The 17,389-nt window shown below is 40.7% G+C and carries 20 protein-coding genes; 6 read left to right on the plus strand and 14 right to left on the minus strand.

What is annotated here, in order from left to right; genetic code table 11:
• Nucleotides 1-104: 104 nt before the first annotated feature.
• The 10 genes from CSC79_RS16160 to CSC79_RS16205 form a co-directional block, all read right to left on the minus strand.
• Nucleotides 105-1,199, minus strand: coding sequence for a flagellar basal body P-ring protein FlgI (locus CSC79_RS16160; protein WP_099296780.1), 1,095 nt, complete (start codon nt 1,197-1,199; stop codon nt 105-107).
• 12 nt (nt 1,200-1,211) lie between these two features.
• Nucleotides 1,212-1,895: a flagellar basal body L-ring protein FlgH gene (gene flgH / locus CSC79_RS16165; protein ID WP_099296781.1), complete on the minus strand. Its 684-nt coding sequence runs from the start codon at nt 1,893-1,895 to the stop codon at nt 1,212-1,214.
• 18 nt (nt 1,896-1,913) lie between these two features.
• Complete coding sequence (gene flgG, locus CSC79_RS16170; RefSeq protein WP_099296782.1) at nt 1,914-2,702, minus strand: flagellar basal-body rod protein FlgG; 789 nt, start codon at nt 2,700-2,702, stop codon at nt 1,914-1,916.
• Nucleotides 2,703-2,723: 21 nt separating this feature from the next.
• Nucleotides 2,724-3,488 carry a flagellar basal body rod protein FlgF gene (locus tag CSC79_RS16175; RefSeq protein WP_099296783.1) on the minus strand — a complete coding sequence of 255 codons (765 nt, stop codon included), beginning with the start codon at nt 3,486-3,488 and terminating at the stop codon, nt 2,724-2,726.
• A gap of 157 nt (nt 3,489-3,645) precedes the next feature.
• Entirely contained in the window at nt 3,646-5,013 is a 1,368-nt protein-coding gene (gene flgE / locus CSC79_RS16180; protein ID WP_099296784.1) for a flagellar hook protein FlgE, read from the minus strand.
• Between the two features lie 57 nt (nt 5,014-5,070).
• Nucleotides 5,071-5,751, minus strand: a complete 681-nt coding sequence (locus CSC79_RS16185; protein WP_099296785.1) for a flagellar hook assembly protein FlgD — start codon at nt 5,749-5,751, stop codon at nt 5,071-5,073.
• A 13-nt stretch (nt 5,752-5,764) separates the two neighbouring features.
• A complete protein-coding gene (gene flgC / locus CSC79_RS16190) occupies nt 5,765-6,196 on the minus strand; it encodes a flagellar basal body rod protein FlgC (protein ID WP_058559716.1) in 432 nt (143 codons plus the stop codon).
• 2 nt (nt 6,197-6,198) lie between these two features.
• On the minus strand, nt 6,199-6,609 hold the full coding sequence (gene flgB, locus CSC79_RS16195; protein ID WP_058559715.1) for a flagellar basal body rod protein FlgB: 411 nt from the start codon (nt 6,607-6,609) through the stop codon (nt 6,199-6,201).
• A gap of 155 nt (nt 6,610-6,764) precedes the next feature.
• Nucleotides 6,765-7,595, minus strand: a complete 831-nt coding sequence (locus CSC79_RS16200; protein WP_099296786.1) for a protein-glutamate O-methyltransferase CheR — start codon at nt 7,593-7,595, stop codon at nt 6,765-6,767.
• A 20-nt stretch (nt 7,596-7,615) separates the two neighbouring features.
• Nucleotides 7,616-8,548: a chemotaxis protein gene (locus CSC79_RS16205; RefSeq protein WP_099296787.1), complete on the minus strand. Its 933-nt coding sequence runs from the start codon at nt 8,546-8,548 to the stop codon at nt 7,616-7,618.
• 142 nt (nt 8,549-8,690) lie between these two features.
• Between CSC79_RS16205 and flgA the strand changes: the two genes are divergently transcribed.
• The 3 genes from flgA to CSC79_RS16220 all read left to right on the plus strand — a co-directional run bounded on the left by flgA (nt 8,691) and on the right by CSC79_RS16220 (nt 10,215).
• Complete coding sequence (gene flgA / locus CSC79_RS16210) at nt 8,691-9,398, plus strand: flagellar basal body P-ring formation chaperone FlgA (RefSeq protein WP_099296788.1); 708 nt, start codon at nt 8,691-8,693, stop codon at nt 9,396-9,398.
• A gap of 78 nt (nt 9,399-9,476) precedes the next feature.
• Nucleotides 9,477-9,791 (plus strand): flagellar biosynthesis anti-sigma factor FlgM, encoded by a 315-nt coding sequence (flgM, locus tag CSC79_RS16215; RefSeq protein ID WP_099296789.1) that lies wholly within the window; start codon nt 9,477-9,479, stop codon nt 9,789-9,791.
• The gene (locus CSC79_RS16220) at nt 9,784-10,215 is read left to right on the plus strand and encodes a flagellar protein FlgN (protein WP_099296790.1); all 432 of its coding nucleotides are present in this window, start codon (nt 9,784-9,786) and stop codon (nt 10,213-10,215) included. The genes flgM and CSC79_RS16220 overlap by 8 nt, the downstream gene beginning before the upstream one ends.
• A 73-nt stretch (nt 10,216-10,288) precedes the next feature.
• On the opposite strand, the gene CSC79_RS16225 is transcribed toward CSC79_RS16220, so the two are convergent.
• Nucleotides 10,289-10,741, minus strand: a complete 453-nt coding sequence (locus CSC79_RS16225) for an LPP20 family lipoprotein (protein ID WP_099296791.1) — start codon at nt 10,739-10,741, stop codon at nt 10,289-10,291.
• 139 nt (nt 10,742-10,880) lie between these two features.
• Here CSC79_RS16225 and CSC79_RS16230 point away from each other — a divergent pair, with 139 nt between their 5' ends.
• Nucleotides 10,881-12,071 carry a flagellar assembly protein T N-terminal domain-containing protein gene (locus CSC79_RS16230; RefSeq protein WP_099296792.1) on the plus strand — a complete coding sequence of 397 codons (1,191 nt, stop codon included), beginning with the start codon at nt 10,881-10,883 and terminating at the stop codon, nt 12,069-12,071.
• Here the strand turns inward: CSC79_RS16230 and CSC79_RS16235 are convergent.
• Nucleotides 12,055-12,957, minus strand: coding sequence for a LysR substrate-binding domain-containing protein (locus CSC79_RS16235; RefSeq protein WP_099296793.1), 903 nt, complete (start codon nt 12,955-12,957; stop codon nt 12,055-12,057). The genes CSC79_RS16230 and CSC79_RS16235 overlap by 17 nt on opposite strands.
• A gap of 111 nt (nt 12,958-13,068) precedes the next feature.
• Between CSC79_RS16235 and CSC79_RS16240 the strand changes: the two genes are divergently transcribed.
• Nucleotides 13,069-13,797 (plus strand): glutathione peroxidase, encoded by a 729-nt coding sequence (locus CSC79_RS16240; RefSeq protein WP_099296794.1) that lies wholly within the window; start codon nt 13,069-13,071, stop codon nt 13,795-13,797.
• 130 nt (nt 13,798-13,927) lie between these two features.
• Nucleotides 13,928-15,376, plus strand: a complete 1,449-nt coding sequence (locus tag CSC79_RS16245) for a dihydrolipoyl dehydrogenase (protein WP_099296795.1) — start codon at nt 13,928-13,930, stop codon at nt 15,374-15,376.
• An 89-nt stretch (nt 15,377-15,465) separates the two neighbouring features.
• Here the strand turns inward: CSC79_RS16245 and CSC79_RS16250 are convergent, their stop codons facing one another.
• Both CSC79_RS16250 and CSC79_RS16255 read right to left on the minus strand, forming a co-directional pair.
• Nucleotides 15,466-15,810, minus strand: coding sequence for a cupin domain-containing protein (locus tag CSC79_RS16250; protein ID WP_099296796.1), 345 nt, complete (start codon nt 15,808-15,810; stop codon nt 15,466-15,468).
• Between the two features lie 305 nt (nt 15,811-16,115).
• On the minus strand, nt 16,116-17,389 hold a 1,274-nt coding region (locus CSC79_RS16255; protein WP_099296800.1), incomplete at its 5' end, for an SIR2 family protein.

The raw sequence follows: 17,389 nt of genomic DNA on the forward strand, positions 1-17,389 counted from the left end.
TTTGCGCCAAAGCTAAAAAAGAGTGGGAAGTTGAGGAGTCTAAAAACTTAGATTGATAGAGCACGTCACTCCCTTAGTTTTCAAAACTAAGGGAGTGCCTAAAACTAAATAACAACGAGTTGGCCATTAATAGCACCTGCTTCTTTGAGTGCTTCAAGAATTGCCATCAAATCACCAGGAGCGGCGCCAACCTCATTAATTGCTCTCACTAAATCATCAAGGCTTACACCTGGGTTAAATACAAATGCACGTGAGTCATCTTCATTAACATCAATAATTGTTTGATTGGTTACAACCGTTTCACCCTCGCTTAATGGATTAGGTTGCGATACATTTTGTTGCTCCGCTATCGTAACCGTAAGCCCACCATGGGTAATAGCCGCAGGTTGTAACTTCACATTTTTACCAATAACAATGGTGCCCGTTCGTGAGTTAACAATAATTTTAGCCGACGTATCAGCAGGCTTGAATTCTAAATTTTCAAGTGTTGATAAATACGCCACGCGTTGAGATGCGTCACGAGGCGCTAAAACACGGATAGAAGCAGCGTCAATTGCTTGAGCACTGTCAGGGCCAACTAAATCATTAATTGTCTGTTCTAAACGTTTCGCGGTAGTAAAATCAGGGCGATTTAAATTAAACGTAATGTAATCACCTTGCATGAAAGGACTTTTAATTGCCCGCTCAATAATTGCGCCATTTGGAATACGGCCAACTGTTGGTGTATTGATTACAACTCGGCTGCCATCGGCTCCTTCTGCTCCCAAACCGCCTACAATCAAGCTGCCTTGTGCTATTGCATACGTATTACCGTCAACCCCCTTTAGGAATGTTTGCAGTAATGTACCTCCGCGTAAACTACCAGCACTACCAATTGACGACACAGTTATATCAATCATTTGGCCTGGCTTTCTAAAAGGAGGAAGCTCTGCATGTACAGCCACCGCAGCAACATTTTTTATCTTTGGTTTTAAATTACTAGCCATAGTAATACCAAAGCTATTTAACATGGCTTTAAAGCTTTGTTCAGTAAAGCGGCTTTGCTCGCCTGTGCCCGGTAAACCAACAACCAAGCCATAGCCTATTAACTGATTTGCTCTTACACCTTCAACCATTGAAACGTCTTTAATGCGCTCTGCAGCGGCACCAAAATGCAAACAGAGTAGGCAAATACTTAAAAAAACTTTAAAACCGTTCATAACCACTTTCCTTTAAAAAGGGAATAACGCACTACTGAAGAACTGAGTTAGCCAGCCGGCGCTTTGTGTCTCTTGCATTTGCCCTTTACCAGAGTATTGGATACGTGCGTTGGCAATTCGATTTGAGGTCACCGTGTTGTCGGCAGTTACATCTTGAGGCCTTACAAGCCCTTCTAAACGGATAAATTCTTCACCCGTGTTTAATGTAAGCCACTTTTCACCACGGATAACTAGATTACCGTTAGGTAAGACACGCATCACATTGACAGAAATATCACCAAATAAGCTATTAGATTGATTCGACTTTGAATCCCCTGTAAATGAGGAGTCCGAACCAACACCAAATTGAATACTTTCATTGCCAATATTGACTGGTAAGCCACCAAGACCAATAACGGGGTCTAAGCTGGCATTACTTTCTTTATCAGTTTCTGTTTTCGCCGCTTTCGATGCTTGCGTCGACTCTTGAAGTTTAACAGTGATTATATCGCCTGTTCTTAACGCTTTTTTATCTGAGTAGAGATCATTGGCTGAATAGGTGTCAAATAATGACCCTGTAGGCACAATTTGTTCTGTAACTGGCTCTGGGTACATTGGCGCATAGTAAGGATCGTCTTGAACCACATGGGTATTTTGTGTCGTTACACAACCACTCAATAAACATGCACCACTTAAGGCAATAATAAAAGTACGCATCACATAACCCCTTACACTTTAAAGCTGTTGGTTAACATAGCTAAGCATTTCATCAACCGCTGAAATCACTTTTGAATTCATTTCATAAATACGCTGTGTTTCAATTAAGTTCACCAGCTCTTCTGTCACGTTAACATTCGATGTTTCAAGTGAACCTTGCACAATCGCGCCTAAGCCATCAATGCCAGGGTTACCTTGAACTGGTGCGCCACTAACAGCCGTTTCGGTGTAAAGGTTTTGCCCAACTGGCTCAAGGCCTGATGGATTAATAAAGTCACTGATTGTCAATTGCCCAATAACCACATTATCTGGTTGGCCTGCGATACTGACTGAGACCTCACCATCTTGCGACACTGTAATGGATTGTGCATCGTCAGGTACGTTCATCTCAGGTTGCACAGGAAAACCTGCGCCAGCTGTAACAATTCGACCATCTTCATCGGTGGTAAATTGGCCATTACGAGAATAAGCAATATTTCCGTCAGGCTGAAGCACTTCGAAAAACCCAGGGCCTGAGATCATCCAATCCAATGAGTTTTCAGTAGTAAGCATGTTACCTTGAGAAAAGTTCTTTTGGTTTGCGACAACTTTTGCACCGGCACCAAGCATTAAGCCTGATGGCATTTCAGTATCTTGCGATGAACGCCCACCAGGTTGGTTTATATTTTGATAAAGTAAATCTTCAAATACTGCACGGCTTTTTTTGTACCCTATGGTACTGGCATTGGCTAAGTTATTTGAGATCACCGATATATCGGTTTGTTGGGCATCTAAGCCCGTTTTACTGATCCACAATGCAGGATTCATACTAATGTCCTCTCAATTAGGTTAAACAATGCGCAGCAACTGGGTATGACGTTCGTCAATTTCTTCTGCTGTTTTCATTAACTTAAGTTGTAATTCAAATTGGCGTTGATGGCTTATCATATCGACCATTTCATGCACTGGATTCACATTAGACATTTCTAAGGTGCCACTCATAACTTTGACGTTTTGCGATATTTCACAAAATCCACATAGGTCATCAACTAATTTATCTTGCTTTGGTCTAAATAGACCGTCATTGCCTTTTTCTAGCTGGCTGTTATTAGCTTCAATAACTTTTAGACGATCAACCACCTCTAAAAAGTTTGCCGGCGCCCCTTGGGGCCTTACTTGAATTGAGCCATCATCACTAAACTCCACCTTTTCCACTGGCAATGGCAAAATAATGGGACCACCGGCGCCAACTACTTGGCGTCCGTGACTTGTTACTAACGCACCATCTGGCGTGATATTTAACGTCCCCACTTTAGTGTAGGCTTCATTGCCTGAAGCATCTTGAACGGTTAACCAACCTTTATCACTAAATGCAATATCAAGGTCTCGGCCAGTTTCAACAACGCCGCCCGAAGTCATGTTAGAACCTGGTCGTTCTTGCATAGAAAACACACGTGTAGGGAGGCCTTCACCAAATGCTTGCATTGACCTTGCTTGTGCAAAGTCGGCCTTAAAGCCTGTGGTGTTAGCATTTGCTAAGTTATTTGCTTTGAGCGCAAGGCCCCGCATACTCTGCTTAGCCCCTGACGCTGCAATGTAAACCATCTTATCCATAACATCGACTCGCGATAAAAATCTATATTAAGTATAAATGCAAAATAAGTGCCACAATAATTTGACACCACCTTTATTAAATCTAAGATACAAAAAAGGCTGCCATAAAGGGCAGCCTCGGTGTCGGATTATTGCAATGCAGTAAAGCGCTAAGCTATTAACGAATCTGCAAGATATTTTGTTGTAGTGTAGAGTTAACTTCTAGTGCACGTGAGTTTGCCTGGAAGTTACGCTGGGCACTAATTAGGTCTACCAGTTCATTAGTCAAATTAACATTTGATTGCTCTAGCGCTGATGAATTAATTGAACCTAACGTACCTGAACCTGGCTCACCAGCAATTGGCTCACCTGACGTTAAGCTTTTCTTCCATGCCGTGTCACCCACTTGTGCTAAACCTTGTGAGTTAGAAAAACGAACCATAGCCACTTGGCCTAAGAAAGAAGTGTCACCATTACTGTATGACGCAACAACCTTACCATCTGTACCAATATCAATACCTGCCAAGCGCCCAACTGTCGCACCATCTTGGTCAAGCGCTTTCACTTCAAAGTTACTCGCATACTGGGTAGGGATTTTATTCGCAGTACCCGCTTCATCACGCCAATTTACTTCAACGTCATCAGGGAAACTAGCACCGTTCGTCAATAAATCTGATAAACCCGCTACACCGCCACCGCCGCCAGGGATCGCTATCGGATTGAAAGTTGTATCTGTATTAGGTGTACCGTCTGTGTTTAATGGTAAACCGCTGGCATCAAATTGAAAGGTAGAAATTGGTGTATATGGAGGGGCTGTTTCTTCAGCACCCGCTGGATTAAACACTTTCTCATCGAGTGTTGCATGAACTTGCCACTCATTTTCGTTACCTGTCACAGCGGCATCGGTTTTCACAAAGAAAAACTGTAATACATGCGGCTCACCAAGTGAATCAAATACTGTTGTTGATGTTGAGCTGTTGTATGATGCACTCACCGTAGGGTCAAAAGTCGTAATTGATGGCGCAGTTGAACGCGAATCTAGATTAAATGAGCTGTAAACGTTTGTTGTTGCACGAGGTGAACCTGACGAATCTGGGATCTGTAGTGCAGAAGACGTACTTAAACTTACCGACGTCGTGTCACCCGTTGATTCATTAACAGGGAACCCCTGCAAAAAGTTACCTTTAGCATCAACGATAAAGTTATCTTGGTTTAACTTAAATGCACCCGCACGAGTGTAAGTAAAATCCTGTGCGCCTAAGTCTTCACTCATAGCAAAGTAACCTTCACCTGTAATCGCTAAATCAAGCGAGTTTTGAGTAAACTTAAGTGACCCTTGGTGAAATTGTTGCGCAACCATAGTGGTTTGAACACCATCACCATTTTTTGTTTTACCCGAACTAAATACAGATGATGCATACACATCTGCAAATTCAGCGCGCGACTCTTTAAAACCAGTTGTGTTAACGTTAGCAATGTTATTTGCTGTTACGTCCAAATCTTTTTGAGCGGCTGCAATGCCTGTAAGTGCAATATTGAAGCTCATAATTCACCTCTAATTTATGAATGTGTAGCCGAAAGAAGGCTAACTAATAATTAATTTTTACGCGATTTCTGCTACATCAGTTAGCCTAACCGCACCTTCTTTAGTATTAATAATGATCCCATTGGCACCATTAACATTTACGCTTTCAATATTTTTGAAAGTTGCAATGGGTAAACTCGTGAAATCCCCTCCCATTTGACCCTCTGCTTTTACGGTATATTCACCATCGGGTAATTCTTCACCCTCAGAGTTTTTACCATCCCATTCAAAGCGCACGGCACCAGGAGGTTGTGAACCAAATTCAATTGTACGAACTAATTGGCCTGAGGAATCTTCAATCCGTAACGTTAAATTTTCTACGGGCTCTTGGGCAACGATAGTACCCTTAGCATCTCTACCAGCTGCTAAATCTAGCGAATCAGATTCAAGTAATGCTTGCTTGCCTACTAAAGTTGAAGCCTGTAACGCCGAATTAGATGTCATCGATGCTGCAAGTGATTGGAAGTTACTATTAAGGTTTGAAATACCTTCTGCCATAGTAAAATTGGTCATTTGCGCAATCATTTGATCGTTGTCAGCTGGCTTGCTTGGATCTTGAAATGACAGCTGCTGTGTTAACAAGGAAAAGAAATCTTCTTGTGTTAACTCATCACTCTTTTCTTCAGTCGAAACTTGTTTATCTTGCCACTTTAACGAATCTAGATAAGTCGACGACGTTGCACTGATATCGTTACTCATAACTTTTCCTCAATTACCGCTGCCCAAGCAACAGTGTTTTACTTAACATTTGCTTTGCTGCATCTGCAACTTGCACATTTGTTTGATAAGAGCGTGAGGCAGAAATCATATTAGCCATTTCTTCTACTACGTTAACGTTAGGTTTATAGATATAACCATTTTCATCCGCACTAGGATGATTAGGGTTATATTCAATCTGTAATGGTTTATCGCTCTCTACGATACCCAACACTTTAACGCCAACAGACGAACCCTGCATATTGCTTTGTGATGCTGAAGCTTTTGTAAGCTCTGCAGCAAACACTGGGTGGCGTGCCCGGTAGGTTTTGTCTTGGCTTGAGCTAATAGTATTAGCATTCGAGATGTTACTGGCTGTTGTATTTAAGCGCACATTCTGTGCACTCATACCGGTACCTGAAATATCAAAAACGTTATATAAACTCATGCTTAAGCTCCTTGACTACCGAGGGCTTTTTTAAGGCCTTTAATTTTACCACTCATAAATTGCAGGCTTGCCTGATACTCTAATGAGTTCTGTGTATACAAGTTTCGTTCCACCTGTATATCCACTGAGTTACCATCACCCGTATCTGCTTGATTTGGCGAGCGAAACATTTCTGCGTTACCTACATAGCGGCTTCCACCAGCGATGTGTTTTGCATTGGTCGTTACCATGTTATTGCCGCCCTGCTGGTTGCTTTTTGCCGCTTTTAAGGCAGAGGCAAAATCGACATCTTTTGCTTTGTAGCCAGGCGTATCAGCATTGGCAATATTGGTTGCTAATAATTCGGCACGTTGAGAACGGATCAACATTGCATGGGGATGCACCCCAAATGCTTTATCAAAACTGATAGCCATAACCATCTCCAAAAATTTGACTTGGGTTGATTAATGCAAAAGATGAGCCAGTTTAATTGACAACATAAAGGTAGGAGTAAACTACTAATTTATAAAAGAAAACGGCGCAGAAAAGCGCCGTTATTTAGAAACCAACATTGTTCAGTAAGGTCAGTTTACTTTTTTTGATAAATAATACCGGGGTTACAACGCACCATATCAAACTCAGTACTTAAGCCAGACATAGACTCTGAGGCACCTAAGAAAAGGTACCCCTTTGGGTTCAGAGCTTGAGCAAATTGCGCAATAATTTTCGCTTTGACTTCAGGCGAAAAATAAATCAACACATTGCGGCAAAATATAATATCGAACTTGCCCATCAAAGCATAAGAATCAAGCAAGTTAAGGTGCCTAAAACTCGTTAGCTTTTTGATTGGATCAGTAACTTGAGCCATGCCGTTGCCAGTATCTTTAAAAAACTTTTTACGTCTTTCAGCAGAAAGCCCACGTGCCAACGCAAGCGAGTCGTACTCGCCATGCTTGCACATATCTAGCATAGTGTTAGATATATCTGTACCAATGATTTGCGCGCCCATTTTCAATACACCAGGCTGCTTTGCTTGAAACTCAGCAACAGACATTGCTATTGAATAGGGTTCTTGACCAGAAGAACTCGCAGCAGACCATATTTTTAGCGGGCGTCTAAGCTCTTTGTGCTCTGGAAATAATTTGCTTTGTAATAAATCAAATGGATACTGATCTCTAAACCACAAGGTTTCATTTGTGGTCATCGCATCAACCACGGCAGCTCTAAGCTGACGCTCATGAGGACTGAGTGTTTTACTTACAAGCTCAGAAAGAGACTCAACCTTAAAACGCACCATCAAAGGTGCCAGCCTGCTTTTTACTAAATAAAGCTTATTATCACCTAAAACAATACCGCACTGCTGTTCTAAAAACGTGCGAAACTGATCATATTCGCCCTGCTGTAAATGCTTATTTTCCAAAGTAACACCACCTGTTCGAATTAGTCACAATGAACCCACTTTTTCACCGCAGTTGCTAATTCATCTGGATTGAACTTAGCAATAAAGTCATCGGCACCTACTTTTTCAATCATCGCCTGATTAAAAACACCACTCAAAGATGTATGAAGAATAACATGTAAAGGTGCAAGCTTTGGATCAGCCTTAATCTCTGCGGTTAAGGTGTAACCATCCATTTCAGGCATCTCAACATCAGAAATCAACAAACCAACACGTTCAGTAATGTCGTGTTTGCAATCAAGCTTAGCTATTTCTTTTAATCGAATAAGCGCTTCTTTACCATTTTTAGCAAGTTCTGTTTGAACACCTAACGGCTCAAGCGCTCGCTTAACTTGATTACGCGCCACAGCAGAATCATCTGCGATAAACACTATTCGCTCACCTAAGTCTTTTTGAATTTCGCCATCATTAGCAATATCAGCACTAACTTCTGTGTTAACCGGGCAAATTTCATTTAATATTTTTTCTACATCAAGAATTTCAACCAGTTCGTTTTCGATTTCAGTAACCGCTGTTAAATATGAATACCGACCAGCACCAGATGGTGGTGGCATAATTTTTTCCCAATTCATATTCACAATACGCTCAACACCACCGACTAAAAAACCCTGCACGGAACGGTTATATTCAGCGATGATAATAAAACTGTCTTTGATATTTTCAATTGCAGGGCCGCCCACTGCCATTGATAAATCAATCACTGAAATAGTTTGCCCACGAATATGCGCAACGCCTCGAATATACGAATTTGATTTAGGCATATTTGTTAAAGGAGGGCATTGCAGTACTTCTCTCACTTTAAACACGTTAATACCAAAGCGCTGCCGCCCTTTAAGTTTGAATAATAATAATTCAAGACGGTTTTGCCCAACCAGCTGAGTTCGCTGGTTTACTGAGTCTAAAATGCCTGCCATTTCAATCTCCTAAAGAAAGCTTTTAATAAGCGGAACAATAATTGCTTTCTTCTAATAAAGCTACATAACATTGCGGGAGCGTCTAAAATTTGACGCTAAATATTTATACCCTGTTTTCAACAATAAGCATAGTCGAAACATTATGAGTTTGTTAAATAAAAGCCGAAGATACAATGTTTTTTATTTTCTTGCCAGCTTATGCGTGGTTTCACCTGCGTATGGGCAAATGTATAGCAAAGAAAAACTTCAAACGTTAGCAGCTTCATACATTAAGCAACAGCTTCCTCCTAAAAGTGATGAGTTTACTCAAGTAACTACACTTGATTTAGACAGCCGCATTGCTGATCGGTACTGCGAAAAAGCATTGCAATTAAATACACCATCAGAGCCCCCATTTAATAGACAAGTTACTGTGCAGCTTAGCTGTGAAGATGTTCAAGGTTGGAGCCAATACGTACATGTTAGAATAGTTGAGCTAGCCCCCATGGTTGTTGCATCAGAGCACTTATCACGTGGAGAGGTCATTCAGGCGCACCACCTCAGTGTAGAGATGAAACCAAAACATTTTGTTAGAGTGCAGCATGTACAAGACACACAGCACCTCATTGGCAGCCGCAGCAAACGGAATATTCGTAGTGGTTTACCGATTGTTTTAAGCCAAATATGCATGGTGTGTAAAGGCGATAGCGTCAGTATTGTTGCGACAATACGCGGTTTAAAAATAAAAACTTCCGGTTTAGCGCTCGAAGATGGTACATTAGGTGAGCAGGTAAGAGTTAAAAATGCGAAATCAGGGAAAGTTTTAAATGCCCGTGTCGACGGTGTTGAGTCTGTGCAGGTTAATATTTAAATTTTCAAATTTATGCTAAAGTATTAAACATAGATGCCGATAAATAGGCATGTGTTGGATTCTGTATAGGTTATAATCATGGTAAGCCAAGTAAATAAAGGTCAGCAACAGGCTAATGTGCTGGCTAACACCAAACAGCAAAAGGTTGATTTGCAAAACAATAATGCAAATACAGCTCAAACAACTGCGCCTAAGGCAACCGCAGACTCGGTTAGCTTAACGCCACAAGCTCAACAATTGAAATCACTACAAGACAAAGCACAGCAATCTTCTGGTTTTGATAGCAACAAAGTTGCAGAGCTTAAAAAAGCGATCAGTGAAGGTAAATACCAAATTGATGCTGAAAAGCTAGCTAAGAATATTGCAGCGTTCGAGTTTGATGTATATGGCTGATCACAACAGTCTAATTGCATCAAAACTCACCATGCAGTTAAATTGCTTGGCATCACTGGTTGAAGTGCTTGACGATGAACTTACGGCAATTGCATCACGTCGTGGTGATGGCCTTAAAGACATTGCAAAGCAAAAGTTATCCTTTTTAAATACAATCCAGACACTCGATAAAGAGCTCAGTACGCTACTTAATTCAAATGATGCAAAGTCAGATGAGGTAGAAGAGTTAATCAGTTCTGTTCGCTCGCAACTAGAAACCTGTAAAAAGAAGAATGACATTAATGCGCATGCTGCTCATCAAGCGCAACTAAGCGTTAAGCAACTTAAGGATATATTGATTGGTGCTCCGACATCGATGACTTATGACCAAGGTGGTAGTGTTGTTCATGGCAGTAGTACGTTAGTTCACAACCTAAAAGCTTAAACCTCAGCGCTCACATTGAGCACGTTAACCCCCCCTGTTAGCACTTTAGTTATTTACTGGATTTTTAATTTGCTTAATAGTAAGTCACTTTTTTTACTTCTCGTGGTTTGATCTCACCAATATATAAATCGTGTACACGTTTCATATCCAGTCTCAGCTCAGTAGCATAACTGTCGCCAACTGGGTAACTTTTAATAACTTGCGCACCTTTGATAATGCCTTGGACTTGGCTTTGTAATTGATCGTTTTGCGCGATGCTACCCTTTACAGTCGTTCCTGCGGTAATCTTTTGCCCATACACTTGCTCAGCAAGCTCACGGTATGCTTCGAGTTTAGATGCTTTTAATGCCATTAATGAGCGCTGTGTATCATTGTTTCCAGGTTGAGCACTTATAGGCGCATAACCAATAGCCTTTAATACAGGGTAGCTATCAGGCTCAACGTATTTATACTGAACATGTTTATCAAAAACGCTACTACAACCAGCTAAGCTCACTGTTGCTATAAAAAAAAGTGTTGTACGCATAAGACCCACATTAAACTACAAAAATAATGACTTCTATCAATGCATGATTAGTGCCATGATATATTCACACCTTGTAACTATTGGTATATTCCTTGCGTATGTAAGTTAATTGAAAAATACATTAGCGTGGAATCTAGCGATGAACAAACTTTTAAACTGTGCCCTTAGTGCGGCTACATGGCTTACCTTATGTGTAAGCTCAGCGTCCTATGCACAATGGTTTGAGTCCACAGGTCATGCAAACATTCAAAATGACGACATTTCACGAGCTAAGTCAGTTGCAATAAAAGATGCGATAACTCAAGCGCTGGTTTTTTCGGGAGCCCGCGTAACCTCTATGCAAACCTTGGTCGATGGCGTTCTCACCCAAGACCAACTAAAAATAAACAGCCATGGTGAAATTCAAAAAATTGAAATGATCAGTGAAGACCGCCGTGGTGATCAATTTGCTGTCACCCTACGGTTAGACATATTTCCGCAACAGGAACAGTGTCCAGCAAGCAGTTTTAATAAGTTTGTAGCTATCACCCAAACGCAACTCAAGCACCGTGAACAAGCCAAACTGGGTCAAATTTTTGACATTAGCAAAGCAAGCAGCGAAAACTTATATAAAACACTGAGTAATTCGCCTATCAGTACACGCCCTACTGCGTATTTTAACTTTCCAATTCGCGTTGGTGAGTTTTTTACACAACAATACGATTACAGCAATGCTTTACTTGAAGAGATTGCCACACGCAGCAACTCGCAATACGTATTATTAAGCCAGCTTGTGGATATATCGAATAGTGAAAAACTCAATAACGATTATGCTTTTTGGCAAGATGAAAGTTACCAACGCGCTTACAACATCGACTTTGTATTATTTGATGGCACCACATACGAACGCCTATGGCAAAAAAGCTATCGCGGAAAAGGTATTTGGCCATTTGAAAAAACAGACCGTATCGATGTATACAGCGAAAACTTTTGGGGATCTGACTACGGACAAACCATAACAGATATAAACCAAACACTCAGCTACGATTTACAAGCTGCCATGGCCTGCCTAGAAACCCAAGGCAAAATACTGCATATTGAAAACGATAAATTGGTTATTAATTTAGGTAAAGCACACGGCATAGAAAAAGGCCAAATACTAAACGTAGCCCACCACAATTACTTAACGGATGCCGCGGGTAATAAAATGCCAAACATGATTACCACACTCAATCAGGTTCAAATTCAGCAGGTTTATCAGCAAAGCGCTATTGCACAAAGTATTGATAAACAACCACTGCCTAATATTCAAATAAACGATGTTGTTGAACTGGCTAATCTAGCGCTTTAGTTAGTTGCTGGCACAAAACAGGGTGTTCGCTTAGCCATTTAGCTAATAATTCAACACCAGCTAAATGTGGGTAGTGCTTACGAGATGCCATCACAACCGAACGTTGTTGAGTCGGAAAGATGGGTAAGTAAGCAATGCCTGTGCGATCGACACACGCAAGCTTTGGCACAAACGTTACACCATCATCCATTGCCACTAATGCCAGTAATGTTTCTAAACTATTGCCTTGATACTCACTAGAAACATCAACCCCAGCTGCAAAGCAAAATTGTTGCGCCTGATCTTTAAAGCAGTGCCCATCACTAAGCATTAATAAGTTACATGCTTTTAACTCATTTAGCGCTATTTTACCGCGCTTAGCCAACTTGTTTTGCAATGACAAAGCCACTAAAAAATCTTCTTTGTATAAATTAACCGTATGATAAAGCTTAAGTTCAGGCACATCTGCTAATATCGCAATATCAACTTCACCACTATCAAGCGCGGCTAAGATAGTGTGAGTTTGCATTTCAACAAAAGTGAACTGGCTCTCGGCAAATGCTTCTTTCATTGAGGTAAGTAACGTGGGTAACAAATAAGGGGCAATAGTTGGGATTATTCCTATTTTTACCCTACCTTGTAATGGTGTATCAGATGTTGCCGCCTGCTCTTTTAAAATTTTAGCCTGCTCTAGCACTAACTCAACTTGCGGCAACAAACGTTCACCGTGTGTAGTTAGGGTAACTTGCTTGGTAGAACGGTCAAATAAGGTTACGCCAAGCTCTTGTTCTAGTTTTTTGATTTGCCCGCTTAACGTAGGCTGGCTAACAAAACATGCATCAGCCGCTTTACGAAAATGTTTGAAGTGAGCAACCGCTTTAACATATTCAAGATCTTTTAAATTCATAACACGCCTTAATGATAGTTAATACCTATCATATTAATACAAACAAACGATTGGAGCTATTATAACTTTCACGACATAATGGCTATCAACAAATCAAGAGGAACTAAAAACATGTTAAACAATATTGAAGGTCAAACAATTCCACAAGTTACATTCGCAACTCGCGTAAACGATGAATGGAAATCAGTTACATCGGATGACATTTTTAAAGGTAAAACTGTCGTTGTGTTTTCACTACCAGGTGCATTTACACCAACGTGTTCATCAACTCACTTACCACGCTATAACGAGCTTGCGGGTGTACTAAAGCAAAACGGCGTTGATGACATAGTATGTGTATCAGTAAACGACACCTTTGTAATGAACGCATGGGCCCAAAACCAAGAAGCACAAAACATCACTTTATTGCCCGATGGTAACGGTGAATTTACTGACGGCATGGGCATGTTAGTAGACAAAAATGATCTAGGCTTTGGCAAACGCAGCTGGCGCTATTCAATGCTGGTTAAAGACGGCGTGATTGACAAAATGTTCATCGAACCAGACTTACCAGGCGACCCGTTTGAAGTGTCTGACGCTGATACCATGCTAGATTACATCAACCCTGAGCAAGTAAAGCCTGAAGCTGTAAGCATCTTTACTAAACCAGGTTGCCCGTTCTGTTCAAAAGCAAAGGCATTACTTGAAGAAAAAGGCCTCGTGTTTGAAGAAATCACTATGGGTGCAGGTGCATCACTAACAAGCCTTAAAGCTATTTCAGGCCGCGAGACCGTACCACAAGTATTTATCGGCGGAAAACACATTGGTGGCTCTGACGATTTAGAAAAATACTTTGCTTAATTAAGTAATCATTTAAGCACATAATTAGGGGCATTCATGCCCCTACTTTCACCCTTTAACGTACCCATTTTATTAACTTATTTTGAAAGCCAGTTTTTTAATAAAATTGGTATCACACAAGGACACCACGATGAAAGAATTAACCACAGATGTTGTTGTAATTGGTGCCGGTACAGCAGGCTTAAGCGCATACCGTAACGCAAAGCAACACACGCCTAACGTACTAATGATTGAAGCAGGCCAATATGGCACAACATGTGCCCGTGTAGGTTGTATGCCTAGTAAACTATTAATTGCTGCAGCTGAGGCTGCTCACTCAATCGAAACCGCACCCGCTTTTGGTGTACACAGCTCAAAACCTACAATCAACGGCGTTGAAGTCATGGCGCGCGTACGTAATGAACGTGACCGTTTTGTTGGCTTTGTTGTTGAGGCCGTCGATGACATCCCCAGCGAAGATAAAATTCGTGGCTATGCAACGTTTTTGGATACCAACCGAGTTCAAATTGACGACCACACAATAATCACTGCCACGCGTTTTGTTATTGCTACAGGTTCGCGCCCAGCATACCCTGGCGCCTTTAATAACTTTGGCGATAGGCTCATCATCAACGACGACGTATTTGATTGGCAAGACCTACCAGAATCCGTTGCCGTGTTTGGCCCCGGCGTTATTGGCCTCGAAATAGGCCAAGCATTACACCGCTTAGGCGTTAAGGTAAAGCTATTTGGTGTAGGCGGCGCAATAGGCCCCATTACCGACCCTGTTATTAAAGATTATGCTAATACTGTATTCGCTGAAGAGTTTTTTGTTGATACCGACTCAAACGTTTCTGACATGAAAAAAGTGGGCGATAAAGCACAACTTACCTTTGAAGATAAAAACGGTCAAAAGCACACAGAACAATTTGATTATGTACTAGCTGCCACTGGTCGCATACCAAACACTGACAAGCTCGGCCTCGAAAACACAGGCATTAAACTTGATGAACGCGGCGTGCCTGTTGCTCACAAGTACACCATGCAATGTGGCGATTCAAATATATTTATTGCCGGGGATGCCAGTAATATGATCCCACTTTTACACGAGGCAAGCGACCAAGGTACTATCGCAGGGCAAAATGCGGGGCGTTTTCCTCATGTTCAAACTGGCCTGCGCCGTGCGCCTATCTCCGCTGTATTTAGCGACCCACAAATTGCCATGGTAGGTGAAAGCTATAAACAAATAACACAGCGATTAGGTGATTGTGGTTGCTTTGAAGTCGGTGAAGTAAGCTTTGAAAACCAAGGCCGAAGCCGTGTAATGTTAAAAAACAAAGGTCATATGCGTGTATATGCAGAGCAAGGCACTGGTTTATTTATCGGCGCAGAGTTCATAGGCCCACAAGCAGAGCACATAGCCCACCTATTAGCATGGGCAGTACAAAACAAAATGACCGTACCGCAAATGCTTGATATGCCATTTTATCACCCTGTGATTGAAGAAGGCCTGCGCACTGCCCTTCGTGATTTAAACGCCAAACTTAAATTTGGCCCAGAAATCATTAACCACTGTATGGAGTGTGGCCCAGGCGCTTAGGGTTTAAATCGTTAAAATAGAATACGCACACCAAAAAGGAAGCCTCAGCTTCCTTTTTTATTTAACAATACCGTACTTGCCATAGTATGTTAAACAAGCACCTTATCACCATGACTTGGCGGGGTTGAGGTAACAATAAACTCAAGATCAACATCGCCATAATTACATAGCTGATGAACAACTCCCGCGGGCACATGCAACCCCTGCTGAGCGTTTAATACATGAGTCACTGAGTCGACTATTAAAGTAGCCTGCCCACTGAGCACAAAAAAGAATTGCTCTGCTATATTGTGCTTATGTACTTGTTCACACGCCCCACTCGGCACCCGCTCCTGAATAACACTCAACTGCTCACTTTTAACCAAATGCCAGCCATCGCAATTATCGCCCCAGTTATAATGTTCAGCGTTATCTACTGAAATAGGCCTTGCCATATCTTAGTCATCCCTTAAAAAATATTGTGCAACACGATAAAACATCGCAGTTGAAAATAGTAGTAAATTTAGCTCATACAACACAACCACAGCTATTGCGCATAGAAATGTAAAACAGAGGATGTGAAGATAAAGAACACAACTAAAATTAAACGAATTAGTTTCGTTTAATCAATGATTGTAGGTCAACTAAAGTTATGATATCTGAAGTCAGGATTTGACCCCTTAGGTTCATTTTGTGCCACAACCCATTTCCCCATATTTAAAGTTAAGCGTATAAATGACAATAAAAGTGAGGCCAAACTTTAAAACTTATATCTCTTTGAGTATTTTAACTGGTCATAAACACAAACTAGTTTTACAAAGTTACTTTTATTATTTGAATTGAGGTCGGAATCTACGAGTACTTTCAGTATATTCTGAAACTCTATAAGATCCATCTTTTCAGGTGGTACAAATACAGCCATTCTGAGAAATAGGTTAGTATCAACCGACTTATATAATTCAGAAATACCCTCAATCACCTCATCAATTTTCTTTGAGCGTTCACGTTCACTCTCAGAACCATAACGGTCTATGCTGTAGCCAACCCTAGTTTTTAGTCTTGCACATAAGCCCTCACAATTAACAGTACCATCTTCGCCTATTCTTCCCGACTGGTTTAAATATTTAAATATTGGCATATTAATTTGAGAACTCTTTAAAAGATTAGGGAAAACTGTTTCCAAAATTGTATTAGGGTCATAGTCACCATTATCAAAGATTATATCTCTTATAATATCTTCTCGGTTCAGACCAATCATTCCTCGAGCCGCAACTTCTGCGGATTTCTTAACCTGATTGATAGCACCATATCCGACAACAAACTCTGGAGTACCTTCATTATTGTCTAAGTCATTTGCTTCTTTTACATATAGTTGTCCTTTGGGATCGTTGGTGATGACTAGATCGTATAACTCATCTTTAATTCGTCTAAAAATATGTGCTGGTATACGCCTTTTAACTTCAGATAAAACCTCAAAAATTGGCTTATAGCACTCTGCTCTGATTAATTTCACAGGTAATGTTTTTAATATTATTGACTCAGTTATTACTGGCTCTTCAATGCCCGGTGAAAACTCGACGAAAATAATATTTTCTCTTAATGTCCCCATTTTATCAGCTGGAAAACACTTAACTATCTCTTCCAGTATTTCTAAAATATGAGGATCTGTTAATGAATAACCTAGAAAAATAATTGGATGCTCTATGAATATAGTAAGTAATTTTGAAGATAAATAAGGATTTTTTTTTCTAAACTTTCCGTAGTCTTCAGCAGTTAAAACCAAACTATTTGGCTCTTGAGAGCAACCATGAATTTTATATATTTCAGCAACGCCATGGTTACGACTAGAAAACAATCCATCTTGACCAATAAAGACTGAAAAATCTTTAAAAGTTTCTTCTAGTAAATGATCCCAGTTAGTAGTTATAACACCATCAATTTTGCTAGATGCTAGAAGCTGAACTTCCTCTCGGTACTCATCTAGAATATTTTCATGAATAGAGCTTAAGTAATCTGTAGTGGTCAATAAAATTT

The organism is Pseudoalteromonas sp. 3D05 (genome assembly GCF_002723455.1).
GTDB lineage: Bacteria > Pseudomonadota > Gammaproteobacteria > Enterobacterales > Alteromonadaceae > Pseudoalteromonas.